This window comes from Bradyrhizobium sp. 930_D9_N1_4 (assembly GCF_052076015.1).
Classification (GTDB): Bacteria; Pseudomonadota; Alphaproteobacteria; order Rhizobiales; family Xanthobacteraceae; genus Bradyrhizobium.
In genome coordinates, this window is sequence record NZ_CP197236.1 from 6,437,113 (window position 1) to 6,462,573 (window position 25,461).

Below are 25,461 nucleotides of genomic sequence, written 5' to 3' on the forward strand. Positions count from 1 at the left end.
GGGTCCAATCAACTCTACGCTGTTACGGGGGTTACTAGTGGAGCGTGTCGCCGGTGTGCTTCAAACGCTCGATCTGGTCCTTGACCAACAACTTCCGTCGCTTCAACTCAACAATTTGCAGGTCGTCTGTTGAAAGGTGCACGAGAGCTTCGTGCAGTTCGTTTTCGAGAACCTTGTGCTTCCGTTCCAATTCAACGAGATGTGCCTGAATTGTCATTCGAAACCTCCTCGGTAGGGTAGAGCCTTGGGATTCGATCCGGACAAGGAAGTCTACATCACCGATTCGTTCTGTCGATGGGTATCCGTCGTCGCAGTGTCATTTTTGAAAATTCATATGTAACGAAGCGTGAGTAAGGGAACCACGCCGGAAAAATCCGTGATATCAATACACTTGCGCGACACTGCTGCGAATCGCCGAAATATCTCGCGAGAGATCGGTGAGCGGCGGCCCGAGATCGCTTGCGATCAGGTCGCGCAAGGACGATAATTTCCACAGGGCATCCACAGCCCAGATCTCACGCCTATCGGTTTTTCGGCCACCGCAGACATGACCAATGAAGACGAGCGTGAGCTGGAATCCGAGCTCACCCGGTTGCAGCAGGAACACCGAGATCTCGATGCGGCGATCGATGCACTGCATCAATCGCCTGCCCCCGACCTGTTGCGGTTGCAGCGGCTGAAGAAGCGCAAGCTGTTGTTGCGCGACCGGATCGCATTCATCGAAGACCAGATCACGCCCGACATCATCGCCTGATCGAGCAAGGCGGTGTGCGCGACGTTCGCGGCATGTGAATCCGCTTGACTCCAAAAGAACAAAATAGGAACATTTAGGCACCCAAAAGCCCCCAGGAAACGCCCAAGCAGCCAAGGACAACGCAGATGCCGGCAACCGCCCTTCTCGACAACAGCCATTATGAACAGGCCTGCGATCAGGCGATCGCGATGTGCGACGGCAATCTGCGCAGCACCATCAAGGCGCTGATCATGGCCAACGAATATCTGGAAGCCGAACTGGAAGAATTGCAGGCCGCGATTTCAGCCGGCTGCATTCCGGAAACCTCGCGCAGCAAGAGCAACGCCGCCTGAGCTGCCAACGATCGGAGCCGACCCATGTCCGATGTCACCTATTACGTTGCATTGCCGTTCCTGATCGATGAGGACGGATCGCCGGTCGCAGGTGCGGCCGAGGAATGTCAGACGTCGACCGCAGCTCTGCGTCGTGCAGAAATCCTGGCGCACGGCGTCGGCCATACCGGCGCTGTCGCGTTCAGCCGCAGCGGCAATCCCCTGACTGGCGAGTTTGGCGACGCGAAGCTGCTGCGAAAATTCGGAAACGTGCCGGAAGACCTCAGCGCACTTTAGGTACTGACCAGCCTGATGCGCGGCTCGTGCCGCCGGTGCGCCTTGCGCACATACATGGCGGCGTCAGCCTCCTCCAGCGCGCGGCCTGCATCGGACTGCGCCCCCAGCAATGCGACGCCGGCCGACGCGCCCGCGGTCACGCGCTGGCCGCGAAAGGTGAACGACAGGCCGTCGACCGCCTGTTCGAAGATCCCGGCCTTCGCCTTGGCATCGGTCTCGCTGAGATTCCAGAGCAGCAGCGCGAACTCGTCGCCACCAAGCCGGCCGACCACGTCGGAAGCCCGGATCTGCCGCGTCAGCGCACCGGCAATTGCCTTGAGCACCTCGTCGCCGGCGGCATGGCCGAAGGAATCGTTGATCGGCTTCAGGCGATCGACATCGAGTACGATCAGCGCGCCGCTGGCGCGGTAGCGCTTCATGTAGGCGATGGCCCGCTGGAGCTCGCGCTCGAAACCACGCCGGTTGGGGATGTCGAGCAGGAAATCGGTGTCGGCGGCGGCCTCGAGTTCCGCGACGCGGCGCTCCGCCGCCTTGAGCTTGCTCCGCAGGCCGCGGATGGTCGCCCTGGTGTGATCGACGGCCGACGCTTCACGTGCGGCCGGCTTGCCCGGTTTCTTGCCAGGTTTCTTGCCAAGTTTCTTGGCCGGGCGCTTGGAGGCGGCTTTGGCGCGGCTGGCGCTGGCTTTCCGGCCCTTTTTGGCCTTCGCAGCGCTCGCCCTTTTTGGTTTCTTCATGGGCATCCTGCTCAATGAAGGCTTGCGGGGATTCACCAAGACAGGATAGTGCATTCCCTTCTCCTTGCCACCGCCTTGCGAGCCACCGGCCGGAACCGTTAATCTGGCCTATCTTTCTGTTTTCCGAGCACAATTGACGTCATGACCGCGCCGATCGCCATCATCATGGGAAGCCAGTCTGACTGGGAGACGATGCGGCACGCCGCCGACACGCTTGCAGCGCTTGGCGTCACCGCCGACACCCGCATCGTTTCGGCCCACCGCACCCCCGACCGGCTGTTTGCCTTCGCCAAGGGCGCCAAGGCCGCAGGTTTCAAGGTCATCATCGCCGGTGCCGGCGGTGCGGCCCATCTACCCGGCATGGCGGCGGCGCTGACGGAACTACCGGTGTTCGGCGTTCCCGTCGAATCCAGGACGCTCAAGGGCATCGATTCGCTCTATTCGATCGTGCAGATGCCCGCAGGCATCCCGGTCGGCACCCTCGCCATCGGCAAGGCCGGCGCGATCAATGCCGCGCTGCTGGCGGCCGCCGTATTGGCCCTGGCCGATCCGGCGCTGGCCGATCGCCTCGCCGCCTGGCGCAAGGCGCAGACCGAGGCGGTTGCCGAACGCCCGGAGGACAAGGCGTGACTGACGCAAAGCAGGTGACGCTGAAGCCCGGCGACACCATTGGAATCCTCGGCGGCGGACAACTCGGGCGGATGCTGGCCATGGCTGCGGCGCGGCTCGGCCTGCGCTGCCAGGTGTTCTCGCCCGATCCGGACTCGCCGGCCTTCGACGTCGTGCTGAACGCGACCTGCGCCGAATATGCCGATGTCGAAGCGCTCGAGCTGTTCGCCAACGACGTCGACGTCATCACCTATGAATTCGAGAACGTGCCGTCCGCGGCCGCGATGGTACTCGATGCGCGCCGCCCGGTGCTGCCCAACCGCAAGATCCTCGAGACCACCCAGGACCGGCTCGCGGAAAAGGATTTTGTCACAAGGCTCGGCATCGGCACCGCAGCCTATGCCGACGTCACCTCCGTGGCTTCGCTGCGTGAGGCCATCGCCAGGATCGGCTTTCCGGCCGTGCTGAAGACCCGCCGCTTCGGCTACGACGGCAAGGGCCAGGCCATCATCCGCGAGGGCGACGATATCGCCAAGGTCTGGACCAGCCTCGCCACCAAATCGGCAATCCTCGAAGCCTTCATCCCCTACGAGCGCGAGATCTCCGTGATCGCCGCACGCTCGGCTACAGGCCAGGTCGAGTGCTTCGACGTCACCGAGAACGAGCACCGCGACCACATTCTGAAAATCTCGCGGGCGCCCGCTCAGATTCCTGACGCACTCGCCGAGGAAGCGCGCAGCATCGCCGGCAAGATCGCAAGCGCACTCGATTATGTCGGCGTGCTTGCCGTCGAGATGTTCGTGCTGGCCAACGGCACCGGACCGAAGGTGCTGGTCAACGAGATCGCCCCGCGCGTGCATAATTCCGGGCACTGGACGCTGGACGGCGCCTCGGTCTCGCAGTTCGAGCAGCACGTCCGCGCCATCGCCGGCTGGCCGCTCGGCAAGCCCGTGCGCCACGGCGAAATCGTCACCATGACCAATCTGATCGGCGACGAGATCAATGATTACGCGAACTGGCTGACCGTCCCGGGCGCGACGGTGCATATCTACGGCAAGGGCGGACCGCGCCCCGGCCGCAAGATGGGTCACGTCACCGAGGTCAGGCCGACCAAGGTCAAGTAGCGGGACCGCAGCAAACGCTGCGATCCCGGCTGGCGATTAGGCGGTCTTCGCGCCCGCGACGACGCCTGAAGGCTCCTCGCTGAGCCAGCGATAAACCACCCCGCCCAGCGCGCCGCCGATCAGCGGTGCGACCCAGAACAGCCAGAGCTGCGACAGCGCCCAGCCGCCGACGAACAGCGCAGGACCCGTGCTGCGCGCCGGGTTCACCGACGTATTGGTGACGGGGATGCTGACGAGGTGGATCATCACCAGTGCAAGCCCGATCGCGAGCGGGGCGAAGCCGGCCGGCGCGCGGCCATGGGTCGAGCCCATGATGACGAACAGGAACATCATGGTCATCACCACCTCGGTGACGAAGCAGACAATCATGCTGTACTGGCCGGGCGAATGCGCATCATAGCCGTTGGAGGCGAAGCCCTTGGTGACGTCGAATCCGGGCGCACCGCTTGCGATCACATAGAGCAGCTCGGCGGCGACGATCGCGCCGCAGACCTGCGCGATCACGTAAGGCAGGATCTGCCCTGCCGGGAAGCGCCCGCCGGCGGCAAGCCCGACGGTGACGGCCGGGTTGAGGTGGCAGCCCGAGATGTGGCCGATCGCATAGGCCATGGTGACGACGCTCAGGCCGAACGCCAGGGACACGCCGACCAGCCCGATCCCGACCTGCGGAAAGCCGGCCGCGATCACCGCGCTGCCGCAACCTGCGAATGTGAGCCAGAATGTGCCGATGGCCTCGGCCGCGTATTTCTTCATATCCATGTGTCGTCTCCCCTGATTCCTGAATGTCCGGAAAAACTCCGGGAACGGCCCCGACCTTGGCGCCAAACCACCCAAATCGGGGCCGTACAAAGGTATTTGTGCCTTATTTAATGGCTGAACTTGGCCCGAAATCCCGTCTGGCGTGTGGACATCCACGGTTTTGTCTGATACATCCGCGCCCTCAAGGTTAAGGGCTTGCGCTTTTTGCCGTCCCTTTGACTTACCAGAATTCAAATCCGATCCACTGAAGAGGATGCCGCGTGCAGGTTCTCGTTCGCGATAACAATGTCGACCAAGCCCTCAAGGCGCTGAAGAAGAAGATGCAGCGCGAAGGCATTTTCCGCGAGATGAAGCTCCGCGGTCACTACGAGAAGCCCTCCGAGAAGAAGGCCCGCGAAAAGGCCGAAGCCGTGCGCCGTGCGCGCAAGCTGGCCCGCAAGAAGCTGCAGCGCGAAGGCCTGCTGCCCATGAAGCCGAAGCCGGTGTTCGGCGCGGGTCCGGGCGGTGATCGCGGCCGTGGTGGTCCTGGCGCAGGTGCCGGTGCAGGTCCGCGCGGACCGCGTTGATCTGAGTTTTCCAAGTCTTTAGTTTTCGATGACGCGGGCCCCGGGCCCGCGTTATTGTTTTGTAGCAGTGCCTTTTCTGGGACGGGGCACTACAGATGCGGCACTAAAGCGCGATGAGATTGGGTTGAAACGTCGTCGCGCTTTGGTTTGTTGTTTGAACATGATCTTTTCGGAAAAGCGCTGCACACTTTTCCGGATCATGCTCTAGCGCGAGCGAACCGTAGATGGCCTCCCCTTTCCCCGAGCGCGGCTTGGCGCGGCTCCGCCGGATCTGGCGGCAGCCGTTCGCACTCGGTTTGATGGGTATCGCGCTGTGCGGCTGCTCCTTCGATCTGGGCTCGCTGATGCCGGAGAAGGACAAGCCGCAGGAAGCCCCCAAGGCAGCTGCCGCTCCATCCGACAGCGCCGTCAGTCCCACGAGTGTCAGCGAGGCCCAGGCGCACACCGCAAAGGGCCAGACCCTGGCGAAGTCGGGGGAAACGGCGGGCGCACTGGACGAGTTCAACCGTGCCGTCGCGCTCGATCCCTATAATGCGCAGGCGCTCTACGGCCGCGCCCTGATCTACCAGGGCAACAACGAGCACAACTTCGCCATCGCCGATTTCAGCGCCGCCAACGGACTCAATCCGCAAAAGGTCGAGCCGCTGCTCGGCCGCGCCACCAGCTATCTCGCCATCGGCAAGATCAAGGAAGCGGCCGCCGATCTCGACGAGGCTTCCGAAGCCGATCCGCACAATGCCCAAGTCTGGACCGCACGGGGACAGGCCTATGAGCGGCTGGGCGAGAAGGCCAAGGCGGCGGCCTCCTACAACAAGGCGGTCGCGCTGCGTCCACGTGACGACGCCGCCCGCAGCGGCCTCGCCCGCGTCGGCGGCTGACGCTGACATGCCGGCCAGGCCGCCTGTCTAATCGGGGGTGGAGCTCTTCGGCAGGACCGAGTGGAACATCGACTTCATGCCGGACAGCATCTCGTCGGCCACATTGGTCTTCTTCGGCCGCGGCATGGCCCCGCCGGCATCGGCACGCAGATCGAGCGGGGGCGCAATCAGCGGGACCGGGATATCGGCCGGCGGCGTCATCCGGTTCGGGTCGTCATTGCCCACCGAGGACGTGTAGGACGGCGACGAACCGCCATTGCCATAGGCCTCGGGCAAAGGCGTCGACACCGTGATCGGCGGCGGCAGCGGGCGGACCATGGACGGCTCCGCAGAGATGATACGCGGGGCCTCCGGGGTACGGGCGGCCTCCCGCACCACAGGCTCCGGGGTCCGCTCGACCGGCTTGGTCTCGACCGATTTGGTTTCGGGAGATTTGGCCTCGGCAGCCTTCTCGGCGGCTTTGCCCTCAGGCGATTTGCGCAGGCGCTCGATGGCGGCGCGCGCGAGATCGTTGGCGTCGGGGGTGGCAGCCGGCGCCGAATTGGCCTCCACCACCGGGGCGGCGGTGGGAGCCGTGACAGGCGGATTGGACTTGGCGGCCGTCTTCTCACGTGCGGAGTTGCGGCCGCGCGGGCCAGTCTCGGCGGGAGCGACGTCTGCGGCCTTGGTCTCGGCGGCCGGCTGATGATCGGCCGGCTTTTCAGCCGTCACCTTGTCCACGCCCTTTTCGGAAACGTTCTTCTCGGCAACGCCCTTGGCCTTGACGCCGGGCGCAGGAAGATTGGCGGTGTCGGTCGGCTTGCCGTCCTTACCGGCCTCGGCGGGCGCAACGACAGCCGCGGGGGTATCCACCGCCGGCTTGGCGTTGATGTAGTGATTGACGATGTACGCCCCGATGATCGTTGCGAGCACCGAGGGTAAAATATCCATCGAGATTTTAGCGAGGTATTTCAGCATTTCTCGGCCACTCCCCGCGCGATCAGATGCGGGAACTTTGGGGCATTGTAAGGGATCAACTGCGACGGATCGATGGCAAACGGTAACGCCAGGCCTTACGGCTTCAGCTCGACCTCAAGGAACACGATCTCGGTTGAGGTTTCGTTAAGTACGTCATGTTGGACGCCAGCCTTGCGGAAGTAAGATTTTCCGGCCGCAAGCTGCGCCTTGGACCGCTCGCCGCCAGGCGCCACGATGGTCATTTCCCCGGCGACGACGGGAACGATGACATAGTCCATCCCGTGAGTGTGATGCCCGGTCGCGCTGCCCGGGGCGAGCCGCCATTCGGTCACCCGGACCTGCGCGTTGTCGACCTGGACCTCGGATTTGGCGGCAAGCATCGGAACTTCTCCAAACAACAACCTGAAGCGCGGGCGCTTCAGGGCACGAAAACCATGAACACATAGACGGCAAATACCACCATATGGACCAGCCCGAACAGGACATTGGTCCTGCCTGTGCCGAAGGTCAGCATGCTCAGCAAGAATGTCAGGAACAGGAGCGCGGTATTGGCCGGGTTCAGGCCCAGCACCAGCGGCTGGTCGAGCACATAGGTGGCCAGACCGACCGCCGGAATGGTCAGCCCGATCGTTGCGAGCGAGGAACCGAGCGCCAGGTTGATGCTCTTCTGGAGGTCGTTCTTGCGCGCAGCGGCAATCGCGGAGACGCCCTCCGGCATCAGGATCAGCAGCGCGACCAGGAGGCCGGCGAAGGCCGGCGGGGCACCGATCCGGACGGCGACGGCGTCCACCACCAGCGAGAACTTCTTGGCCAGGAGAACCACGGCCAGCAGCGAGATCAGCAGCAGCACGGTGCTGAGCACCAGCATCCTGCCCGACGAATGAGCCTCTCCGCCCTCGCCGTCCCCCCGCTCGTGGACGAAGTAGTCCTTGTGCAGGACGGTCTGGGTGTAGAGGAACACGCCATAGAGCACGATGGTTGCGAGATCGACGAAGCCGAGCTGGATCGTCGAATAGATCGGGCCCGGCGTCGTCAGCGTGTAATTGGGCATGATCAGCGTGATCGTTGCCATTGCAATCAGGACGCTGAGATAGACGTTGGCGCCCGAGACCTGAAAGCCCTGCTCGCGGTAGCGCATGCCGCCGATGAACACGCAAATGCCGACCAGGCCGTTGCAGACGATCATGACGACGGCGAACACGGTGTCGCGCGCGAGCTCCGGCGCCGGCTTGTCGCCCAGCATGATCGTGGTGATCAGCGCGACCTCGATGATGGTGACTGCCAGCGTCAGCACCAGCGTGCCGTAGGGCTCGCCGATGCGCTCCGCGATCACCTCCGAATGGTGAACGGCCGCAAACACGGTTCCGAACAGGATCACCAGCAGGACGACCGCGAACAGCCCGCCTCCGGCCGACATCTCGAAGCCGTAGCCGGTCGCGGTCACGATCAGGAACAGCAGCACCGCCAGAGCGGGAAAGATCCAGGACGACCGCGGCATCGATCCGTGTGCGCTCATTTCAGGCGATTCCTTCAAGTGACGGACCGATTATGCGCGAGAAGATCGCGCCCGTCAGCCCTCAGGACCCGTTGATGAAGGCCCGCGCGGTCTCGGCAATGCCAAAATGACCGAGATCGTCATGTCCGCCGTCGGGGATGCGAACGAACCGCTTGGGCTCGCGGGCCAGCGCAAACAGCTTCTCGCCGAATGCAATCGGGATGGTCTGGTCCTGCGCGCCGTGGACGATCAGGAGCGGTGCCGTGACGCGCGCGATGCGCCCATCGGAGTGGAACGGGTCGCGGATCAGGAGGCGGACCGGAACGAAGCGGAAATGCGATGCTGCGACATCGGCGATCGACGTATAGGGCGCCTCGAGGATCAGCTTCCCGACCGGATGTTCGGACGCAATCGCAACCGCAACGCCGGTGCCGAGCGAGAAGCCCCATACAGCGATCCGCTGAGGATCATAGCGCGCGGTCGCGAACGAATACGCGGCCGCTCCATCCCGCAGCAGGCCGTCTTCGCTTGGCGCACCGCTGGAGCCCGCATAACCGCGATAGGACAGCGCGACGAGGCCGGTGCCGTCAGCCGTGATGTCCCTGAAGCGGCCGGCGAGGCCGGCGAGAGAATCGCCATTGCCGTGGAAGAACAGGATGACGGCACGGCCGGGCTTTGGCGGCACGTGCCAGACGATGACCTTCTCGCCATCCGATGTAGTGAGGACATGTTCCTCAGCCTGCGGAAGTCCCGCGGCGGCGGGCGCAGTGCGCTCGACGGTCGGGATCGGAAACAGCATGGCGCGCTGCTTCACATAGAGCAGGACGAGACCAGCGAGATAGAAGGCGGCAACGACGATGGCGATCCATTTCAGGAATGTCATCGTTGTGCCGGCTCTGATCCAGGCCTTGCGGGGCCGCGTTACATCGCCTTGACGATGTTCTCGGTGACCTTCTTGGCGTCGCCGAGCAACATCATGGTGTTGTCGCGATAGAACAACGGATTGTCGATGCCGGCATAACCGGACGCGAGCGAGCGCTTGATGAACATCACGGTGCCGGCCTTCCAGACCTGGAGCACGGGCATGCCGTAGATCGGCGAGGTCTTGTCCTCTTCGGCAGCCGGGTTGGTGACGTCGTTGGCGCCGATCACGAAGGCGATGTCGGCCTGCGCGAATTCGGAGTTGATGTCCTCGAGCTCGAACACCTCGTCATAGGGCACGTTGGCCTCGGCCAGCAGCACGTTCATGTGGCCGGGCATGCGGCCGGCGACCGGGTGAATGGCGTATTTCACCTCGACGCCTTCCTTCTTCAGGATGTCGCCCATTTCGCGCAGCGCGTGCTGGGCCTGCGCCACCGCCATGCCGTAGCCGGGCACGATGATGACCTTCTGGGCGTTCTTCATGATGAAGGCCGCGTCGTCGGCCGAGCCGAGCTTGGCGGGCTTCTGTTCGCCCGTGCTGCCGCCGGCTGCCGCGGTCTCGCCGCCGAAGCCGCCGAGGATGACCGAGATGAAGGACCGGTTCATCGCGTGGCACATGATGTAGGACAGGATCGCGCCCGACGAGCCCACCAGCGCGCCGGTGATGATCAGCGCGGAATTGCCGAGCGTGAAGCCGATGCCGGCCGCGGCCCAGCCGGAGTAGGAGTTCAGCATCGAGATCACGACCGGCATGTCGGCGCCGCCGATCGGGATGATCATGAGCACGCCGAGCGCAAGCGCGAGGATGACGATCAGCCAGAAGTCGAGCACGCCGCCGGTGAGGACCAGACGGACGATGAAGAACACCAGCGCGACCGCGATCGCGATGTTGATGATGTGGCGGAACGGCAGGATGATCGGCGCACCGCTCATCCGCGCGGACAGCTTCAGGAACGCGATCACCGAGCCGGTGAAGGTCAGCGCGCCGATGGCGACGCCGAGCGACATTTCGACCAGGCTCTGCGGATGGATGTTGCCGGGGGTACCGATATCGAAGGCTTCAGGCGCGTAGAACGCACCGGCGGCGACCAGCACCGCGGCCATGCCGACCAGCGAGTGGAAGGCGGCGACCAGTTCCGGCATCGAGGTCATCGGCACGCGGCGGGCGATCACCGCACCGATGCCGCCACCGATGGCGATGCCGACGATGACAAGCACCCAGGCGAGGCCGTCTGCCGGAGGATGACTGGCAAGCGTGGTGGCGACAGCGATCGCCATGCCGATCATGCCGAACAGATTGCCCTGGCGCGACGAAGCCGGGCTCGACAGCCCGCGCAGCGACAGGATGAACAGCACTCCCGCCACGAGATACAAAAATGCAGAGAGGTTGGCGCTCATCTCAGGTCCCCATTGATCCCTTCAGCCCGAGTTGGCCGCTTACTTCGCCTTCTTCTTGTACATCGCCAGCATGCGCTGGGTGACAAGGAAGCCGCCAAAAATGTTCACGCAGGCGAAGATCAGCGCGACGAAGCCGAAGGCGCGGGCCCAGCCCGAGCCGCTCGACACGTTCGCGACGCCACCGGCCAGCAACGCGCCGACCACGATCACCGAGGAAATCGCGTTGGTCACGCTCATCAGCGGCGTGTGCAGGGCCGGCGTCACCGACCACACCACGAAATAGCCGACGAAGACGGCGAGGACGAAGATCGACAGCCGGAAGATGAAGGGGTCGACGACCTGTGCAGCATGCTCCATGGCGGCTCTCCTTAAACCTTCGGCTGGAAGTTCGGGTGGATCACGGCGCCGTCCCTGGTCAGGGCGGTCGCCTTGACGAGCTCGTCGTCCCAGTTCACGGCGAGCGCCTTGCTGGTCTTGTCGACCATGGTCTCGATGAAGTTGAACAGGTTGCGGGCGTAGAGGCTGGAGGCCGAGGCTGCGACGCGGCCGGCAACATTGGTGTAGCCGACGATCTTGATGCCATCGAGGTCGACGACCTCGCCTGGCTTCGCGCCCTCGACATTGCCGCCGCGCTCGACGGCCAGATCGACCAGCACCGAACCGGGCTTCATCGACCGGACCATCTCGCCCGAGACCAGCTTCGGCGCGGGCCGGCCCGGAATCAGCGCGGTGGTGATGACGATGTCCTGCTTCTTGATGTGCTCGGCGGTGAGCGCGGCCTGCTTGGCCTGGTACTCCTTGGACATTTCCTTGGCGTAGCCGCCGGCGGTCTGCGCGTTCTTGAACTCCTCGTCCTCGACGGCGAGGAATTTCGCGCCGAGCGATTCGACCTGCTCCTTGGTCGCGGGCCGCACGTCGGTCGCGGTGACGACGGCGCCGAGGCGGCGCGCGGTCGCGATTGCCTGGAGGCCGGCGACGCCGACGCCCATCACGAATACCTTGGCGGCAGGCACCGTGCCGGCCGCGGTCATCATCATCGGGAAGGCGCGGCCGAAGGCCTCGGCGCCCTCGATCACGGCGCGGTAACCGGCAAGGTTGGCCTGCGAGGACAGCACGTCCATCACCTGCGCGCGCGTGATGCGCGGCATCAGCTCCATCGCGAAGGCGGAGACGCCGGCATCGGCGATCGTTTTCAGCGCCGCCTCGTTGCCATAGGGGTCCATGATGGCGATGACGAGCGCGCCGCGCTTGTACTGCGTGAGCTCGGAGGCCTCGGGACGCTTCACCTTGATGATGATGTCGGCGTCCTTCAACGCATCGGCGCTGACGGTGGCGCCCACGGCGGTGAATTCGGAATCCGGCAGGCCCGATTTGAGGCCGGCGCCCGGCTCGACGGCGATCTCGGCGCCCAGCGCCTTGAACTTCTTCACCGTATCAGGCGAAGCGGCAACACGCGGCTCCGACGGATCGATTTCCTTGGCAACGGCGATCTTCATAGGCCCTCCGGCGACGCGGACAAAAACGCGCACGCGAACTTAGCGTTACTCCCGCAACGTTTGGATACCGGTTTTGGAACCGGCTTGTATGCAAATTTTATGAGCAGCCGCCGACGTTGGCGGATGCAACCGGCGATGGATCAGGTCAGGAAGACCGCCATCAGGATCACGATGAGCGCGACCGAGACCGTGCCGTACTTCACCAGCTTGATGAAGCCCTCATAGGTCTGCTCGTGGGCGACGTAGTCGTTGCCGTCGGCGGTGGTGTACGCCACTTCGCTATGGTCAGCCATGGATTGTCCCCAGTCGAAAGTCGAATTCTCGGGCTGGGATACCCGAAACCTTCGGGCAGGGCAACGGCACGGATGCGCAGTTTTCCCGCAAATCGCCTGATTTGGAATTCCGATTGCCGGGAATCCGGCTCGCGCGCAGATCAGCCCTGATCGATCGTCGTCACGGTGACGCTCGCGGTGCGGCGCTCGGGTGCCGGCCACCCGAGGGCGCGGCGGACCGCGTCGATCGCCGGCTCGCCGGCTTCGGTGAATCGGGCCATGCGCGGCGCCGTGCCGGGACCGACCGCCACCGGATTGTCGCCGGACAGGAAGCCGTGCGCCATGTGGAAGCCCAGCGCGCGGTAGACCTCGAACTGCTCCTCGGAGAAGAACTGGTCGCCCGTGGTTTCGTGCGGGAAAGTGGCGTTTCGCCGCGCGTAGTCGCGGATGTAGTCGTTCTCGTCGCTGGTGAGCGAGGACTTGATGTAGACGAGATAGCCGGTGTCGCCGGCGCCATAGTCGATGGTACCGATCGCGACGTGAACATGGCTCTTCGGAGCATCGTCCGAGGTATCGGGGGATGCCTGGACGGAGCTCTTGTCGGCATTCTCGGCCATGATGGCGCGCGTGCGGTCGCGGATCGGCGTCCAGGGCAGATCGATCCGGACGCCGAGGTCGATGCGGGCATAGCGCTGGAGCTTCATCAGCGATGAGAAATTCATCGGCGCGTCGGCTTCCGCATCGACCGCAATGATCACTTTGCAACGCCGGCGCAATAGCTCGTACACGCCGAGATTCTCGATGTGCCCGCCGTCGGTGAGATAGACGCCGTCGCTGTTCTCGTAGAGACGGCCCGAGATTTCCGACCACAGGAACAGCGGCGTGGAACGGCGCTGCGGCCTGGTCGCGGCCTCGACATAGCGCGGATTGCTCAGCCAGTAGCCGAGCCGCACGTTCAACAACGCGAGCGTCGGCGTCAGCGCCTTGATCGAGTTCGATCCCATGTTCGACGACGCCGCCGCCCCCGAGATCGCCATGGCGGTGGCGAGGTCGAGGCTTTGCTCCAGGCGCTCGACGGCCGGCGTGCTCGCGTAGCGCGTCGCCTCGCTGCCGACATAGAGCGGCGAGAAAACAAAGAAGTCCGCATTGCGGCCGCGCCGGTTGGCGAAGTCCGACCCCTGAATGTTGAGCGCCGTATTGATGAGATGATAGGGCGCGCGCAGCGTCGGCGCGGCGGCCCGATCATTCGCGGCAACGTCGTCGCTCGCAACCGCATAGAGTTCGCTCAGCTTCATCCGATCGAGCGGCTTGAAATCGCGCCCCTGGTCGAGGCTTGCTTCAGCGCGCGCGATATTCCCGTCTGCCGAACGGCCCGGGTCGAACAGAAAAGCCTTGCTCAACCGGTCGCGGTACAGGCGGTGAAGCGAATTCGCGTTGGGCGTCAGCGACCAGGAGACCGCAAACAGCAGCAGGCCGACGAGCGCGTAGAGGATCACCACGGGCAAGCTGTGCGCGTAGCCGGAGCCCAGGTCCAGCCAGTGGAATTGTCCCGCCACGTTGTTCGCGGCAAATCTGAGCCAGGCCGGAACGTGAGAGACCGGCGTCAGCCAGTCCGTCGTTGCCGCCTTCGCCGCCGGCTGCGGCGCGATCTCGGCCGAGAAGGTGCCGGCACCCGCGTCAAATGCGATCTTGCCCGACAGGTTTCCCGTGGCCGGCGCACTCGATTTGGTGGCGGCAAGGCAATCCCTCTGCGCAAGGACGGTCAGAGGTGCCTGGCATTTTTCGAGCGGATCGTTGGCGATGCCCCAATAGGACAAATAGAGAAAGGCGACCCAGATGATCAGCGGCAGCGCGAGCCCGGCGATCCACAGCGCGACCTTGGCAATGATCGCGAGCGCCATTGCCCCCCATTGAGAGGATGCTCCGTTGCCCTTCAGGAATTCGGCGAATTGCTGCCTGAAAGCCGTGACGACGACGCCGACCGGCGCTGCGATCGCGGCAAGCGACTTGATCCAGGTGACGGCGACGCCTCCGACCGGCCCGCCGAGCGCATTGCTGTCGACGACGTCGAACATCTGCAACAGCATGAAGGGCTGAAACTCGAAGAACGCAATCGAAGCGAGCAGCACCAGGAAAGTCGCGCCGGCGGTCGGCCAGTGCGAGCGAAATTCCTGGCGCTTCTCGGGACTCGCAAACGACTGCTTCAGCGCCCAGCCGAAGAACAGGCCGACGCCGATGATCGCCGTTGCCAGCGTCAGCGCGAAATTCTTGATCTGAAGGATACGCGCGAAGTCGCACGCGATGCCGAGCAGAAAGGCGATAGCCGCGGCATAGATGAAGAAGATGGCCGGGCCAATGCCCCGTTCCGCGCGGGAGAGCCAGTAGGCGATGCCGCCGCAGACAAGCAGGACCGCCGTGACGATCGCGCCGATCGCCGCGAAGCCGTAGCGGTCCGCGATCCAGCCGAAATGGTGAAGCTCGCACTGCGTCGATGCGCCGTCGGCAAGGTCGACACCGAAGAAATTCGCGACGGTGAGGCAGCTGCGCAGCGGCGTCGACCAGATCGTCACGGCCGCGAGCAGCAACACGACCGGGAGCGTCAGGCCGATATTGGCGATCAGCCCGCGCACCACGATCGCAATTCCGGTCAGGAGATCCCGGAAGCCGGCGGGGATCAGATAGTTGGAATAATTCCTGATATGCCCGACCGACGGCGTGTCGCTGATCTCGTTCGCGGTCACGGTGCCGCCCGAAGGCCTCTCTCCGAAGACGAAGCGCTGTGTGACCGTCATGGTCGCGCTCAGCGACGTCCCGATATAGCCGCCGCCGGAGACGGTCGAGAGATAGTCGATCCGCCGGAACAGATTATGGTGATTCAGCGCCTGGAGGACGCCAAGACAAAGCGCCGACGAGCGAATGCCGCCGCCGGACAAAGCCAGCCCGGTGACGTCGAGCATCTGGCAGGATTGCAGATCATCCGTGGGAATCTGGCGCGTCTCCTCGCGCCTCGTGTTGATCGCTTCGATTTCGTCGCGGACGATCTGGTGATGCTTCTCGCACCAGGGCATCTCGTCGACAGGCCGGGGCGTCCGGGCTTCGACGGGCGGCGTAGGCTGGACCTGATCAAGCAAGCGTGCCTCCCCAGGACGGCGGAGCACCGAAAATCAATCGCCGTAGAATGAATAAAAAATAGCCTTATGAGGATTGGTATCGCGGGGGATGCAAACATTCAATCCCACATCGCAGGCGCGCACCCCCGTTTCACGATCAGATAACGATGCGCCGACGGGAACCCGCGCCGGCGCGCCGCATCGCAAAATGTATTGCAGCCACGCCTGAGAGGTGGCGCGGCCCGTCGCCTCAGCCCATCGCCTCGAGCTCGTCGATCATGCCGGCGATGACCGAGAGACCGCCGTCCCAGAATTTGGGATCCTTGGCATCGAGCCCGAACGGCCGCAGCAGCTCGGAATAATGCTTGGTGCCGCCGGCGGCGAGCATGTCGAGATAGCGCTCGGCAAAGCCCTCGGCCGCATTCTCGTAGACGGCATAGAGCGAGTTCACGAGACAATCGCCGAACGCGTAAGCGTAGACGTAGAACGGCGAATGGATGAAATGCGGGATGTACATCCAGTAGTTCTCGTAGCCCGCCTTGATCTCGATCGCCGGCCCGAGGCTCTCGCCCTGCACCGACAGCCAGATCTCGCCGAGCCGCGTCGCGGTGAGCTCGCCATTCTTGCGCTCGGTGTGCACCGCGCGCTCGAACGAATAGAACGCGATCTGCCGCACCACCGTGTTGATCATGTCCTCGACCTTGCCCGCAAGCAGCGCCTGGTGCTGCTTTGCGTTTTTGGTCTGCGCCAGCAGCCGCCTGAACGTCAGCATCTCGCCGAACACGCTTGCGGTCTCGGCGAGCGTGAGCGGCGTCGGCGCCATCAGCGCGCCGTTCTTGGCGGCCAGCACCTGGTGCACGCCATGGCCGAGCTCATGCGCGAGCGTCATCACGTCGCGCGGCTTGCCCTGGTAGTTCATCAGCACATAGGGGTGCGCCGACGGCGTGGTCGGATGCGAGAACGCGCCCGGCGCCTTGCCCGGACGCACCGGCGCGTCGATCCAGCGGTCGGTAAAGAAACGCTCGGCGATATCGGCCATGTCGGGCGAGAAACCGCGATAGGCCGTCAGCACCATGTTGCGTGCATCGGGCCAGCCGATCACGTCGGTCGCGGCAAAGGGCAGCGGCGCATTGCGGTCCCAATAAGCCAGCCGCTTCTTGCCGAACCACTTCGCCTTCAGCGCGTAATAGCGATGCGACAGCTTTGGATAGGCCGCGCGCACGGAGGCGACCAGCGCATCCACCACCTCGCGCTCGACGCGGTTGCTCAGATGCCGGGAATCCGCGACGTCCTTGAAGCCGCGCCAATTGTCCGAGATGTCCTTGTCCTTGGCCAGCGTGTTGGTGATCAGCGCAAAGGTGCGCTCATTGGCCTTGAAGGTTTTCGCCAGCGCTTCCGCGGCGGCCTTGCGCTTGGCGCCGTCGCGGTCCTGCATCAAATTGAGCGTCGGCTCGATCGCGAGCTCTTTCGCTCCGACCTTGAAGCGCAGGCCGGAGATAGTCTGGTCGAACAGCCGGTTGAAGGCGGAATAGCCGGTCTGCGACTTCTCCAGGAACAGCTGCTCGAGCTTGTCGTCGAGCTGATAGGGCTTCTCCTTGCGCAGGTCCTCGATCCAGGGACGGTAGTGCGCCAGCTCGGCGACTTGCATCGCGCGGTTCAAAATATCGTCATCGACGCGATTCAGTTCGAGCGCAAAGAACAGGAGATGCGTGGACGCAGCCGTCAGCCGCTCGCTGACATCGCCGTAAAACTTTGAAATCTTGGGGTCAACGCTGTCGCCGGCGTGAACCAGACCGGCATAGGAGCCGAGACGGCCGGCCAGATCGTCGATCGCCTCATAGCGTCGCACGGCTCCCGCGAGCCATTTTCCGCCATCTTCGTTTGCTGTTCCTGTCGCGAGCTTGCCCTTGTAGTCGGTCTCGAACGCGACGCAATCGGCATCCATCTTGTCGAGATCGCGCGCCACGTCCGGCGCATCGATCCCGGAATAGAGGTCGGCGAGGTTCCACTCTGGAAGCTTTCCGGTCTTGCTCGCAGGCTTGGAGGACTTCGCCTTGACGACAGATTTCCTGGCGGCAGATTTTTTGGCAGCCGATTTGTTGGTCGCGGGCTTGCGGAGAGCAGTCTTCTTGAGTGCAGACTTGTTAAGTGCAGACTTGGAGCGCGAATTCATTGTGTGGGAAACCTGTGTTCAACAATCGCGACGGCGGGCGGGGGCATCAAGGTTTAAGAGTGCGTTAATCGGCTTCGGCCAGAGTGCCCCGATTCGAGACAGATAGTAGTAGCGTGCGGGGAACACCATGGCTGCCTGTATTTTGATCGCCGACGACGACGCTGTAGCCCGCCGGCTGGTCGAGAACATGGTGCAGAAATGCGGCTATGAGACGGTCGTCGTGGACTCCGGCGACGCCGCGATCGCCGCCCTCACCGCCCCCGATGCACCGGCCATCGACGCCGTCATCCTCGATCTCGTGATGCCCGGCCTCGACGGCATGGGCGTGCTGGCGAAGATCCGCGACGCCGGCCTGACCGTGCCCGTCGTCGTGCAGACCGCCCATGGCGGCATCGACAACGTCGTCTCCGCGATGCGCGCGGGCGCAGCCGACTTCGTCGTCAAGCCGGTCGGCATGGAGCGCATTCAGGTTTCCCTCCGCAACGCGCTCAACGCGTCCGCACTCAAAGGCGAATTGCAGCGCATCCGTCACAGCCGCGAGGGCCGGCTGAGCTTCTCCGACATCGTCACGCGCGCCGAAGCCATGGCGGGCGTGATGCGCACCGCGCAGAAGGCGGCGGGCTCGTCGATCCCCGTGCTGATCGAGGGCGAGTCCGGCGTCGGCAAGGAGATGTTCGCGCGCGCCATCCATGGCAGCGGCGAGCGCAAGGCAAAGCCGTTCGTCGCGGTCAATTGCGGCGCGATCCCCGACAATCTCGTCGAGTCCATCCTGTTCGGCCACGAGAAGGGCGCCTTCACCGGCGCCACCGAACGCCACACCGGCAAGTTCGTCGAGGCCCATGGCGGCACGCTGTTCCTGGACGAGGTCAGCGAGCTGCCGCTGACCGCCCAGGTCAAGCTGCTGCGCGCGCTTCAGGAAGGCGCGGTCGAAGCGGTCGGCGGGCGGAAGCCGTTGAAGGTCGACGTCCGCATCGTCTCCGCAACCAATCGCAGGCTGCTGGAGCGGGTGAAGCAGGGCCATTTCCGCGAAGACCTGTTCTACCGCCTGCACGTGCTGCCGCTGACGATCCCGTCGCTGCGCGCCCGGCGCGAGGATATCCCGCATCTGCTCCGGCATTTCCTGGCGCGCTTTGCCGCCGAGGAGAACCGAACCATCACCGGCATCAGCGGCGAAGCGGTGGCGTACCTCGCCCAGCTCGACTGGCCCGGCAACATCCGCCAGCTCGAAAATGCGGTCTACCGCGCGGTGGTGATGAGTGAGGGCGACCAGCTTGGCCTCGCCGACTTCCCCCTGCTCACCTCGCAGCCGCATCATGCGACGGAGATTCCGACCGCGCCGCTGATGATCGAGCCGATCGCGGTGCCATCGGTGGTATCGGGTAATGAAATACCCATCGCGCCCCTCCCCCAGGCGGGATCGCTGTCCATGCTGACCCCGACCGGCGACGTCCGCCCTCTGGAGGACATGGAGAACGAGATCATCCGTTTCGCCATCTCGCACTACCGCGGACAGATGTCCGAGGTTGCCCGCCGCCTCAAAATCGGCCGCTCCACCCTCTACCGCAAACTCGACGAGGCCGGGGTTCCCGGACATGGCGGCAAAAGCGGCGAGGAGACGCATTGAGCCTCATGCGAACGGATGTTCGCCCGAGCTTGCGATGAAGCCGTAACCCGTTGAATTACGGCAAAATTCGGCGGCGACCTGAACCGTGACTTGGAAGTGACAGACACAGGGAAAAGCGCCTGTCAGAGCCGCACAATCCGTTGCAAACAGCCTTCCTTGAAGTCAGTTTGTCGTGAGTTGTCCCGGGTAGCGCTGGCCGCATAAACGGGGCCTGTATATCGTCTGCGTAGGAATCGTTGCGTCAGGCGTGCAACTTTCGAGAGGCCGGCGCGGTTTTAGCCGAAGCTCATTAGGCGATAACGAAGCTGTTCCACGAGGGGCAGTTCACCCGAGGGGTGCGACACAATGCGTGACTGTTTGAACCACCGTGCAGGCTTCGACCGTGTCTTGATGGCCGTCGCAGCGACCTTCCTCACGGTATCGGCCAGCTCGGCGCTGGCGCAGGATCAGGCGCGCAGCAGCGCCGCCGAGCTCGCGATCGATGCCGCGATCCCGCGCCCCGAGCCCGCCAACGTCCCGCCCCCGACCGCTTCCGACATCAAGCTCGATACCACCGCCACGGTGCAGGACTCCGCGAAGGAGCCGGCCAAGGAGTCCGTGAAGGCCGAAGCCGCCCCGGCCCCCGTCAAGGTCGAGACCAAGCCGTCCGACGTCGCCACGACGCCCGCCACCGAGGCGCCGAAGAGCGAGACCGCCAGGACAGAACCCGCGAAGACCGAGCCCGCAAAATCTGAACCCGCCAAGGCTGACACTGCGACCGCCACGCCCGCCGCGCCTGCGGCTCCCGCCGCGGCAGCAGCTCCGGCCACCGAGCCCGTGAAGGCCGCGAGCAACGTTCCCGCTGCCGACCAGCCGGTCGCCGACAAGCTCAAGGACATCATCGGCGCCAAGACCTCGCGCCATTTCGACCGCAAGAACGAGCGCGCGGCGATCGAGAAGTTTTACGGCGCACGCGATTTCGCGCCGGTGTGGACGCAAGCCGGCAGCCTGACGGCCGCGGCCAAGGGCGTGATCGCGCGGCTGAAGGATGCCGCCTCCGACGGTCTCAATCCCGCCGACTATCCGGTGCCGGATTTCGCTGCCGCGACGACGCCAGATGCGCTTGCGGACGCCGAGCTGAAGCTCACCGCCAGCATGTTCGACTATGCCCGCCAGGCCCAGAGCGGCCGCATGCACTGGTCGCAGGTCAGCGGCGACATCCTCTATCCCGAGCATCCGGTCGACCCGAGCGACGTGCTCGCCAAGATCACGACCGCGACCAACGCCTCCGCGGCGCTCGACAGCTACAACCCGCCGCACAAGCTTTACAAGGAGCTGAAGGCCAAGCTCGCGGAGCTCCGCGGCCAGGGCAGCGGCCCGGTGATCGAGATCGCCGACGGTCCGGCGCTGAAATACACCCCGGCCGGCAAGAAGCAGGCTGAGATGGTCGTGGAAGATCCGCGCGTGCCGCAGCTCCGCACCAAGCTCGGTCTCGCCGAGAACGCCAGCGACACCCGCTATGACGCCAGCGTCGCCGACGCCGTCCGCAAATTCCAGAACAGCGTCGAGATGAAGGCGACCGGCATCCTCGACGACAAGACGGTCAAGGCGATCAACACGCCGAAGCGCGACAAGCAGATCGACACCGTGCTGGTGAACATGGAGCGCTGGCGCTGGCTGCCGCGCGACCTCGGCGTGCCCTCGCTGGGCGATGCCTATGTCATCCTCAACATTCCCGACTACACACTGAAGGTGATGCAGCGCGGCCAGCAGGTCTGGACCACCCGCGTCGTCACCGGCAAGCCGGGCACGCATGCGACCCCGCTGCTGACCGAGACGATGAAGTACATCACGGTCAACCCGACCTGGAACGTGCCGCCGTCGATCGTCTACAACGAATACCTGCCGGCGCTGCAGCAGGACCCGACCGTGCTCCAGCGCATGGGCCTCAAGCTCGAGCAGAACCGCGACGGCTCGGTGCACATCTCGCAGCCGCCCGGTGAAGCCAACGCGCTCGGCCGCATCCGCTTCAACTTCCCGAACAAGTTCCTGGTCTATCAGCACGACACGCCGGACAAGAACCTGTTCGCGAGGGACGAGCGCGCCTTCAGCCACGGCTGCATGCGCGTGCAGAACCCGGATCAGTACGCCTCCGTGCTGCTCAACATCGCGCTGCCGAACGAGAAGTACACGCCGGAGCGCGTGCGCGGCATGTACGGCAAGAGCGAGATCGACCTGAAATTCCCGACCCCGATCCCGGTCAACATCACCTATCAGACCGCGTTCGTGGATGACGGCGGCAAGCTGCAGTTCCGCAAGGACGTCTATGGCCGCGACGCGAACATGATCAACATCCTGAAGAACAGCCGCGGCAAGGACCTCGAGAACGTCGTGGCGCACTCGCAGCCGAGCTATTCGCGCCCGGCCACGACGCTGCCGAACGGCGTGGCGGTAGCCAACAATGGCGGCTCGTCCGGCCCGAACTTCTTCGAGCGCCTGTTCGGCGGTGGGGCCCCTGCCCAGCCGCCGGCCCCGGTCGGCCGCCGTCCCCAGCAGCAGCAGCGGGTATTTACCCGCTGAGCCCTGCCCGGCCCCGGCCCCTTGTTTCCTGAAATTCCTCAATAAAATCAGCGACCCCGTCCCATGGATGGGGTCGCTTAACGTTAACCATTCTCCACTCGATCCCGGGCAGCGGGCGTTTTTTTGCCACACTCAGCCGTTTAGGATTGTAGTCTGACTTGGTTTTGGGGGCGGGAAGGTCAACCTCGAATTAACCTTCTCGCTTTAAGAAAGCGTTCATCCTCTTTCGCGCGCTAACGGGGTTAGCGGGAGAGTCCATTTTGAACGCTGGTCGACTGGGTGGGCTCGTACGTGCTGACTGGTCTCGCACGCAAAATCGCTGTGCTGTCGTTGTCCCATGCGGGAGTGAAGGCCGGATCCAGGATCGGCCTCGCTGCCGCAGTGCTGCTTGCTGCCGCAGGCTCGGTTCATAACGCCGCCGCGCTGAACGAGACCAAGACGCTCTCCTTCCACCACACCCATTCCGGCGAAGACCTCACCGTCACCTTCAAGCGCGACGGCCGCTACGACGAAGCCGCGCTGAAGCAGCTCAACCATTTCCTGCGCGACTGGCGCACCCAGGACGAGACGGTCATGGACCGCCGCCTGTTCGACATCCTCTGGGAAGTCTATCGCGACGTCGACGGCAAGCAGCCGATCCAGATCATCTCCTCCTATCGCTCCCCCGCCACCAATGCCATGCTCCGCCGCCGCTCCTCGGGTGTGGCGCGCTTCAGCCAGCACATGCTGGGACATGCGATGGACTTCTACATTCCGGGCGTGGCGCTGGAGCAGATCCGTTTCGCCGGCCTGCGCCTGCAGCGCGGCGGCGTCGGCTTCTATCCCACCTCCGGCTCGCCCTTCGTGCATCTGGACACCGGCAGCATCCGGCACTGGCCGCGCATGACGCATGACCAGCTCGCCCGCGTGTTCCCGGACGGCCGCACCGTCCATGTCCCGACCGACGGCAACCCGCTGAAGGGCTATGAGCTCGCCCGGGCCGACATCGACCGCCGCGGCAATGGCGACGATGCCGGCAGCAGCAAGCCGAACTTCTTCGCCGCTCTGTTCAAGGGCAAGCCGGCTCCGGCCGCCAGCAGCTCCGACGAGGATGACGAGGGTGGACCCACCCCGGCCGCCAAGCCCGTCGCGCCGACGGTGGTTGCCGCCGCCAAGCCCGCTGAGCCGGTGCCGACGCCACGCGCAAAACCGTCTGTTGCCGCCACGATCCAGCTCGCCTCGGCCGATGCGCAGCTCGTTGCGCCGCCGAAGCCCGCGCCCGTGGCTGACAAGCCGGCCGTCAAATCCGTTGACGGCAAGCCTGAGACCCCGGCCGACATCATCAATGCCCGCGGCTTCTGGGATACCCCGGCCACGCCGCAGCAGGCGACGCCGGCGCAGGTGGCCGCGCTGAGGACGCGCCAGGCGCTCGCCGCCGCCACCGATCCGCAACCGACCGCGAGCGTCTCCAGCGCAACCCTTCAAGCGCTGGCTTACGCACCGGCCGCCTCCCCGGTCGACCGCGCCAACGTCGTTGCTGCCTCCGCGCCGATCCCGCGCTCCGCCCGTCCGGCCGCCTCCCGCAATGTCGCGCAGGCGACCGAGATCAACACGGTGGTCGGCAAGACCACCGACGGCATGATCGCGACCGCGACCCGCCTCTCCGCCGCCAAGGGCGAGAGCATCTGGCTCAAGATCGTGATGCTGTCGCCGAGCGCCAGCCGCGCGATGTCGGTGACGCTGATGGGTGAAGTCGATACGGGTGCGCTGCGCGGCTATTTCGTCAAGCCGCAGGCTGTGGTCGCGATGGGCTTTGCCGACGATCCGATGCAAGGCCTGTCCTGCGACAGCTTTACGGGCTCAGCGACCGCAAAGCTCCCGACCACGTCGTTCGTGATGCGGACGGCGGCGCTGCGCTGATAGCGCGTTCTGTTTCCACAGACGCAGTCTCGTAGCTGCTACCGCGCCTTCTTGCCGCGCCGGTCCAGATGATACGTCAGCGCCAGCGACAGGCAGACCGATAGCTCCTGCTTCGGCAGCTTGCCGGCCACCGGCAACAGCAACGCCCGCGTCTGCCGATACTCGAACCGATCGGGAAAGCGCTCGCGGAACGTATCGACCAGCGTGGTCTTGCAGTTGAACAGGATGGCGGCGTGATCGGAGCCCTTCAGGCGCCCGAGCCGGATCGTCGAGCCGCTGCCGGTCTCATCGGTCAGATAGGCCGGCTCGCCCCATTTCAAGGTCTCGGTCAGCTTGCCGACATCGTCATGCGCGGCGGCCGTCGCGAAGATCAGGTCGCGCACCTGAAGCAACCGTTTGCCGATCGGCGCCGGCAGGGCACCGAGGGCGCGGTCAACCTCGCGCGGCAGCTTCGGCGCAGTCACGGCGGTCTCCCCCATAGAACCAAAACACCGGTGTCGTCCTGGCGAACGCCAGGACCCATACCGCGGAATCTATCGGTGAAACGCGGTATCAGGCCCGCGCAACGATATTGCAACTGCCAGCCGCCGCAATAACCACGTCCTGTGGTTATGGTCCTGGCGTTCGCCAGCACGACAGCGGGGCCTCAGATCATCCCCAGCGCCTGCATGTAGGTCTCGAGGATCGTCTCGGCCTCGGCGCGCTCGTTCGGGTCCTGCTTGCGCATGCGGACGATGGCGCGCAGCGCCTTGACGTCGTAGCCGTTGCCCTTGCTCTCGGCGTAGACGTCACGGATGTCGTCGGAGATCGCCTTCTTCTCTTCCTCCAGCCGCTCGATGCGCTCGATGATGGATTTGAGCTGGTCCTTGGCAAATTTCGTTGCGGGCTCATCGTCGCGGGCAGCGGCGGAGGTGGCCATCTTGGTACTCCCAATGGAACTGGCAAAACGAGGTGACGCCGGCATCCCTCACCGCGCGTGCTGGGTAGACCCTTAGGGTTGGCGCCGACCGCGTTCAAGCAAGCATCGCGCTCGTCCACAGCGCGCCCACACCTTCCTGCGGGGAGCAGAAGAAAGCTGTTGTGTGGTGCGACTCAGCCGGTTGCTGGCGAAGGCCGCGTCAGTGCCCGTGGGGGTGGACCTTCTTCATCGCCTCGATCTGCTCGGGCGTGGCCGTGCCCTGGTGCTTCGCCTTCCAGGTCTCGTAGGGCATGCCGTAGACGGCTTCCCGGCTCTCGTCCTTGCTCAACGCGACGCCTTGCGCGTCGGCGGCGTCCTTGAGCCAGTTCGACAGACAGTTGCGGCAGAAGCCCGCCAGATTCATCAGATCGATGTTCTGGACGTCGGTCCGGGTCTTCAAATGATCGACCAGACGGCGGAACGCGGCAGCCTCGAGCTCCGTTCTGGTTTTGTCGTCGATTGCCATGGCTGGATCCCTGAATTCGCTCTGACCCCTGTTGGGTCACCCTTACGGGATCAGGTGGGGCCTGTCACAGATTTTGCCATATCGCGGCGCAAACGGCCCGT

The 25,461-nt window shown here is 64.5% G+C and carries 26 protein-coding genes; 10 read left to right on the forward strand and 16 right to left on the reverse strand.

Features of this window, described 5'->3' with window-relative positions:
• Window positions 1-34: 34 nt before the first annotated feature.
• Window positions 35-217 (reverse strand): YdcH family protein, encoded by a 183-nt coding sequence (locus tag AB7532_RS30635; RefSeq protein ID WP_441238397.1) that lies wholly within the window; start codon window positions 215-217, stop codon window positions 35-37.
• Window positions 218-547: 330 nt separating this feature from the next.
• Between AB7532_RS30635 and AB7532_RS30640 the strand changes: the two genes are divergently transcribed.
• The 3 genes from AB7532_RS30640 (at window position 548) to AB7532_RS30650 (ending at window position 1,362) form a co-directional block, all read left to right on the forward strand.
• The gene (locus AB7532_RS30640) at window positions 548-754 is read left to right on the forward strand and encodes a YdcH family protein (RefSeq protein WP_008131174.1); all 207 of its coding nucleotides are present in this window, start codon (window positions 548-550) and stop codon (window positions 752-754) included.
• A 125-nt stretch (window positions 755-879) separates the two neighbouring features.
• Window positions 880-1,086 carry a hypothetical protein gene (locus AB7532_RS30645; protein WP_441238398.1) on the forward strand — a complete coding sequence of 69 codons (207 nt, stop codon included), beginning with the start codon at window positions 880-882 and terminating at the stop codon, window positions 1,084-1,086.
• A 24-nt stretch (window positions 1,087-1,110) separates the two neighbouring features.
• The gene (locus tag AB7532_RS30650) at window positions 1,111-1,362 is read left to right on the forward strand and encodes a hypothetical protein (RefSeq protein ID WP_441238399.1); all 252 of its coding nucleotides are present in this window, start codon (window positions 1,111-1,113) and stop codon (window positions 1,360-1,362) included.
• Here the strand turns inward: AB7532_RS30650 and AB7532_RS30655 are convergent.
• Window positions 1,359-2,096 (reverse strand): GGDEF domain-containing protein, encoded by a 738-nt coding sequence (locus tag AB7532_RS30655; RefSeq protein ID WP_441238400.1) that lies wholly within the window; start codon window positions 2,094-2,096, stop codon window positions 1,359-1,361. The genes AB7532_RS30650 and AB7532_RS30655 overlap by 4 nt on opposite strands.
• Before the next feature lie 141 nt (window positions 2,097-2,237).
• Here AB7532_RS30655 and purE point away from each other — a divergent pair, with 141 nt between their 5' ends.
• Together purE and AB7532_RS30665 are read left to right on the forward strand one after the other, a co-directional pair.
• Window positions 2,238-2,726 carry a 5-(carboxyamino)imidazole ribonucleotide mutase gene (purE, locus tag AB7532_RS30660; protein WP_441238401.1) on the forward strand — a complete coding sequence of 163 codons (489 nt, stop codon included), beginning with the start codon at window positions 2,238-2,240 and terminating at the stop codon, window positions 2,724-2,726.
• Window positions 2,723-3,829, forward strand: coding sequence for a 5-(carboxyamino)imidazole ribonucleotide synthase (locus tag AB7532_RS30665; protein WP_441238402.1), 1,107 nt, complete (start codon window positions 2,723-2,725; stop codon window positions 3,827-3,829). Before purE ends, AB7532_RS30665 begins: the two co-directional genes overlap by 4 nt.
• Before the next feature lie 36 nt (window positions 3,830-3,865).
• Here the strand turns inward: AB7532_RS30665 and aqpZ are convergent, their stop codons facing one another.
• A complete protein-coding gene (gene aqpZ, locus AB7532_RS30670; RefSeq protein ID WP_441238403.1) occupies window positions 3,866-4,588 on the reverse strand; it encodes an aquaporin Z in 723 nt (240 codons plus the stop codon).
• A 260-nt stretch (window positions 4,589-4,848) separates the two neighbouring features.
• Here aqpZ and rpsU point away from each other — a divergent pair, with 260 nt between their 5' ends.
• Window positions 4,849-5,154 carry a 30S ribosomal protein S21 gene (gene rpsU, locus AB7532_RS30675; protein WP_441238404.1) on the forward strand — a complete coding sequence of 102 codons (306 nt, stop codon included), beginning with the start codon at window positions 4,849-4,851 and terminating at the stop codon, window positions 5,152-5,154.
• Between the two features lie 224 nt (window positions 5,155-5,378).
• On the forward strand, window positions 5,379-6,032 hold the full coding sequence (locus AB7532_RS30680; protein ID WP_441238405.1) for a tetratricopeptide repeat protein: 654 nt from the start codon (window positions 5,379-5,381) through the stop codon (window positions 6,030-6,032).
• Window positions 6,033-6,059: 27 nt separating this feature from the next.
• Here the strand turns inward: AB7532_RS30680 and AB7532_RS30685 are convergent, their stop codons facing one another.
• The 10 genes from AB7532_RS30685 to AB7532_RS30730 all read right to left on the reverse strand — a co-directional run bounded on the left by AB7532_RS30685 (window position 6,060) and on the right by AB7532_RS30730 (window position 17,854).
• Complete coding sequence (locus AB7532_RS30685; RefSeq protein ID WP_441238406.1) at window positions 6,060-6,989, reverse strand: hypothetical protein; 930 nt, start codon at window positions 6,987-6,989, stop codon at window positions 6,060-6,062.
• 95 nt (window positions 6,990-7,084) lie between these two features.
• On the reverse strand, window positions 7,085-7,369 hold the full coding sequence (locus tag AB7532_RS30690) for a cupin domain-containing protein (RefSeq protein WP_441238407.1): 285 nt from the start codon (window positions 7,367-7,369) through the stop codon (window positions 7,085-7,087).
• A 38-nt stretch (window positions 7,370-7,407) separates the two neighbouring features.
• On the reverse strand, window positions 7,408-8,505 hold the full coding sequence (locus AB7532_RS30695; protein WP_441238408.1) for a calcium:proton antiporter: 1,098 nt from the start codon (window positions 8,503-8,505) through the stop codon (window positions 7,408-7,410).
• A gap of 61 nt (window positions 8,506-8,566) precedes the next feature.
• Window positions 8,567-9,367 (reverse strand): alpha/beta hydrolase, encoded by an 801-nt coding sequence (locus AB7532_RS30700; protein ID WP_441238409.1) that lies wholly within the window; start codon window positions 9,365-9,367, stop codon window positions 8,567-8,569.
• Window positions 9,368-9,405: 38 nt separating this feature from the next.
• Window positions 9,406-10,803: an NAD(P)(+) transhydrogenase (Re/Si-specific) subunit beta gene (locus AB7532_RS30705; protein WP_441238410.1), complete on the reverse strand. Its 1,398-nt coding sequence runs from the start codon at window positions 10,801-10,803 to the stop codon at window positions 9,406-9,408.
• 39 nt (window positions 10,804-10,842) lie between these two features.
• A complete protein-coding gene (locus tag AB7532_RS30710) occupies window positions 10,843-11,160 on the reverse strand; it encodes a proton-translocating transhydrogenase family protein (protein WP_441238411.1) in 318 nt (105 codons plus the stop codon).
• An 11-nt stretch (window positions 11,161-11,171) separates the two neighbouring features.
• Entirely contained in the window at window positions 11,172-12,299 is a 1,128-nt protein-coding gene (locus AB7532_RS30715) for a Re/Si-specific NAD(P)(+) transhydrogenase subunit alpha (RefSeq protein WP_441238412.1), read from the reverse strand.
• 140 nt (window positions 12,300-12,439) lie between these two features.
• Entirely contained in the window at window positions 12,440-12,592 is a 153-nt protein-coding gene (locus AB7532_RS30720) for an aa3-type cytochrome c oxidase subunit IV (RefSeq protein ID WP_035998674.1), read from the reverse strand.
• A gap of 140 nt (window positions 12,593-12,732) precedes the next feature.
• On the reverse strand, window positions 12,733-15,702 hold the full coding sequence (locus AB7532_RS30725) for a cell division protein (RefSeq protein WP_441238413.1): 2,970 nt from the start codon (window positions 15,700-15,702) through the stop codon (window positions 12,733-12,735).
• Between the two features lie 229 nt (window positions 15,703-15,931).
• Window positions 15,932-17,854 (reverse strand): M3 family oligoendopeptidase, encoded by a 1,923-nt coding sequence (locus AB7532_RS30730; protein WP_441238414.1) that lies wholly within the window; start codon window positions 17,852-17,854, stop codon window positions 15,932-15,934.
• A gap of 127 nt (window positions 17,855-17,981) precedes the next feature.
• On the opposite strand from AB7532_RS30730, the gene AB7532_RS30735 reads away from it, so the two are divergent.
• The 3 genes from AB7532_RS30735 (at window position 17,982) to AB7532_RS30745 (ending at window position 23,936) form a co-directional block, all read left to right on the forward strand.
• Window positions 17,982-19,478: a sigma-54-dependent transcriptional regulator gene (locus AB7532_RS30735; protein ID WP_441238415.1), complete on the forward strand. Its 1,497-nt coding sequence runs from the start codon at window positions 17,982-17,984 to the stop codon at window positions 19,476-19,478.
• Window positions 19,479-19,823: 345 nt separating this feature from the next.
• Complete coding sequence (locus AB7532_RS30740; protein ID WP_441238416.1) at window positions 19,824-22,037, forward strand: L,D-transpeptidase family protein; 2,214 nt, start codon at window positions 19,824-19,826, stop codon at window positions 22,035-22,037.
• Between the two features lie 279 nt (window positions 22,038-22,316).
• Window positions 22,317-23,936, forward strand: a complete 1,620-nt coding sequence (locus tag AB7532_RS30745) for a DUF882 domain-containing protein (RefSeq protein ID WP_441238417.1) — start codon at window positions 22,317-22,319, stop codon at window positions 23,934-23,936.
• 38 nt (window positions 23,937-23,974) lie between these two features.
• Here the strand turns inward: AB7532_RS30745 and AB7532_RS30750 are convergent, their stop codons facing one another.
• The 3 genes from AB7532_RS30750 to AB7532_RS30760 all read right to left on the reverse strand — a co-directional run bounded on the left by AB7532_RS30750 (window position 23,975) and on the right by AB7532_RS30760 (window position 25,360).
• Entirely contained in the window at window positions 23,975-24,400 is a 426-nt protein-coding gene (locus AB7532_RS30750; RefSeq protein WP_441238418.1) for a DUF1801 domain-containing protein, read from the reverse strand.
• A 182-nt stretch (window positions 24,401-24,582) separates the two neighbouring features.
• Window positions 24,583-24,855 (reverse strand): DUF2312 domain-containing protein, encoded by a 273-nt coding sequence (locus AB7532_RS30755; RefSeq protein WP_441238419.1) that lies wholly within the window; start codon window positions 24,853-24,855, stop codon window positions 24,583-24,585.
• Between the two features lie 199 nt (window positions 24,856-25,054).
• The gene (locus tag AB7532_RS30760; RefSeq protein WP_404523837.1) at window positions 25,055-25,360 is read right to left on the reverse strand and encodes a DUF1244 domain-containing protein; all 306 of its coding nucleotides are present in this window, start codon (window positions 25,358-25,360) and stop codon (window positions 25,055-25,057) included.
• Window positions 25,361-25,461: the final 101 nt, after the last annotated feature.

Bases quoted from the DNA above. Each gene is read 5' to 3' on its own strand.
- AB7532_RS30635 (WP_441238397.1), bottom strand. From the start codon at position 217: ATGACAATTCAGGCACATCTCGTTGAATTGGAACGGAAGCACAAGGTT.
- AB7532_RS30640 (WP_008131174.1), top strand. From the start codon at position 548: ATGACCAATGAAGACGAGCGTGAGCTGGAATCCGAGCTCACCCGGTTG.
- AB7532_RS30645 (WP_441238398.1), top strand. From the start codon at position 880: ATGCCGGCAACCGCCCTTCTCGACAACAGCCATTATGAACAGGCCTGC.
- AB7532_RS30650 (WP_441238399.1), top strand. From the start codon at position 1,111: ATGTCCGATGTCACCTATTACGTTGCATTGCCGTTCCTGATCGATGAG.
- AB7532_RS30655 (WP_441238400.1), bottom strand. From the start codon at position 2,096: ATGAAGAAACCAAAAAGGGCGAGCGCTGCGAAGGCCAAAAAGGGCCGG.
- purE (WP_441238401.1), top strand. From the start codon at position 2,238: ATGACCGCGCCGATCGCCATCATCATGGGAAGCCAGTCTGACTGGGAG.
- aqpZ (WP_441238403.1), bottom strand. From the start codon at position 4,588: ATGGATATGAAGAAATACGCGGCCGAGGCCATCGGCACATTCTGGCTC.
- AB7532_RS30680 (WP_441238405.1), top strand. From the start codon at position 5,379: ATGGCCTCCCCTTTCCCCGAGCGCGGCTTGGCGCGGCTCCGCCGGATC.
- AB7532_RS30685 (WP_441238406.1), bottom strand. From the start codon at position 6,989: ATGCTGAAATACCTCGCTAAAATCTCGATGGATATTTTACCCTCGGTG.
- AB7532_RS30690 (WP_441238407.1), bottom strand. From the start codon at position 7,369: ATGCTTGCCGCCAAATCCGAGGTCCAGGTCGACAACGCGCAGGTCCGG.
- AB7532_RS30695 (WP_441238408.1), bottom strand. From the start codon at position 8,505: ATGAGCGCACACGGATCGATGCCGCGGTCGTCCTGGATCTTTCCCGCT.
- AB7532_RS30700 (WP_441238409.1), bottom strand. From the start codon at position 9,367: ATGACATTCCTGAAATGGATCGCCATCGTCGTTGCCGCCTTCTATCTC.
- AB7532_RS30705 (WP_441238410.1), bottom strand. From the start codon at position 10,803: ATGAGCGCCAACCTCTCTGCATTTTTGTATCTCGTGGCGGGAGTGCTG.
- AB7532_RS30710 (WP_441238411.1), bottom strand. From the start codon at position 11,160: ATGGAGCATGCTGCACAGGTCGTCGACCCCTTCATCTTCCGGCTGTCG.
- AB7532_RS30715 (WP_441238412.1), bottom strand. From the start codon at position 12,299: ATGAAGATCGCCGTTGCCAAGGAAATCGATCCGTCGGAGCCGCGTGTT.
- AB7532_RS30720 (WP_035998674.1), bottom strand. From the start codon at position 12,592: ATGGCTGACCATAGCGAAGTGGCGTACACCACCGCCGACGGCAACGAC.
- AB7532_RS30730 (WP_441238414.1), bottom strand. From the start codon at position 17,854: ATGAATTCGCGCTCCAAGTCTGCACTTAACAAGTCTGCACTCAAGAAG.
- AB7532_RS30735 (WP_441238415.1), top strand. From the start codon at position 17,982: ATGGCTGCCTGTATTTTGATCGCCGACGACGACGCTGTAGCCCGCCGG.
- AB7532_RS30740 (WP_441238416.1), top strand. From the start codon at position 19,824: ATGCGTGACTGTTTGAACCACCGTGCAGGCTTCGACCGTGTCTTGATG.
- AB7532_RS30755 (WP_441238419.1), bottom strand. From the start codon at position 24,855: ATGGCCACCTCCGCCGCTGCCCGCGACGATGAGCCCGCAACGAAATTT.
- AB7532_RS30760 (WP_404523837.1), bottom strand. From the start codon at position 25,360: ATGGCAATCGACGACAAAACCAGAACGGAGCTCGAGGCTGCCGCGTTC.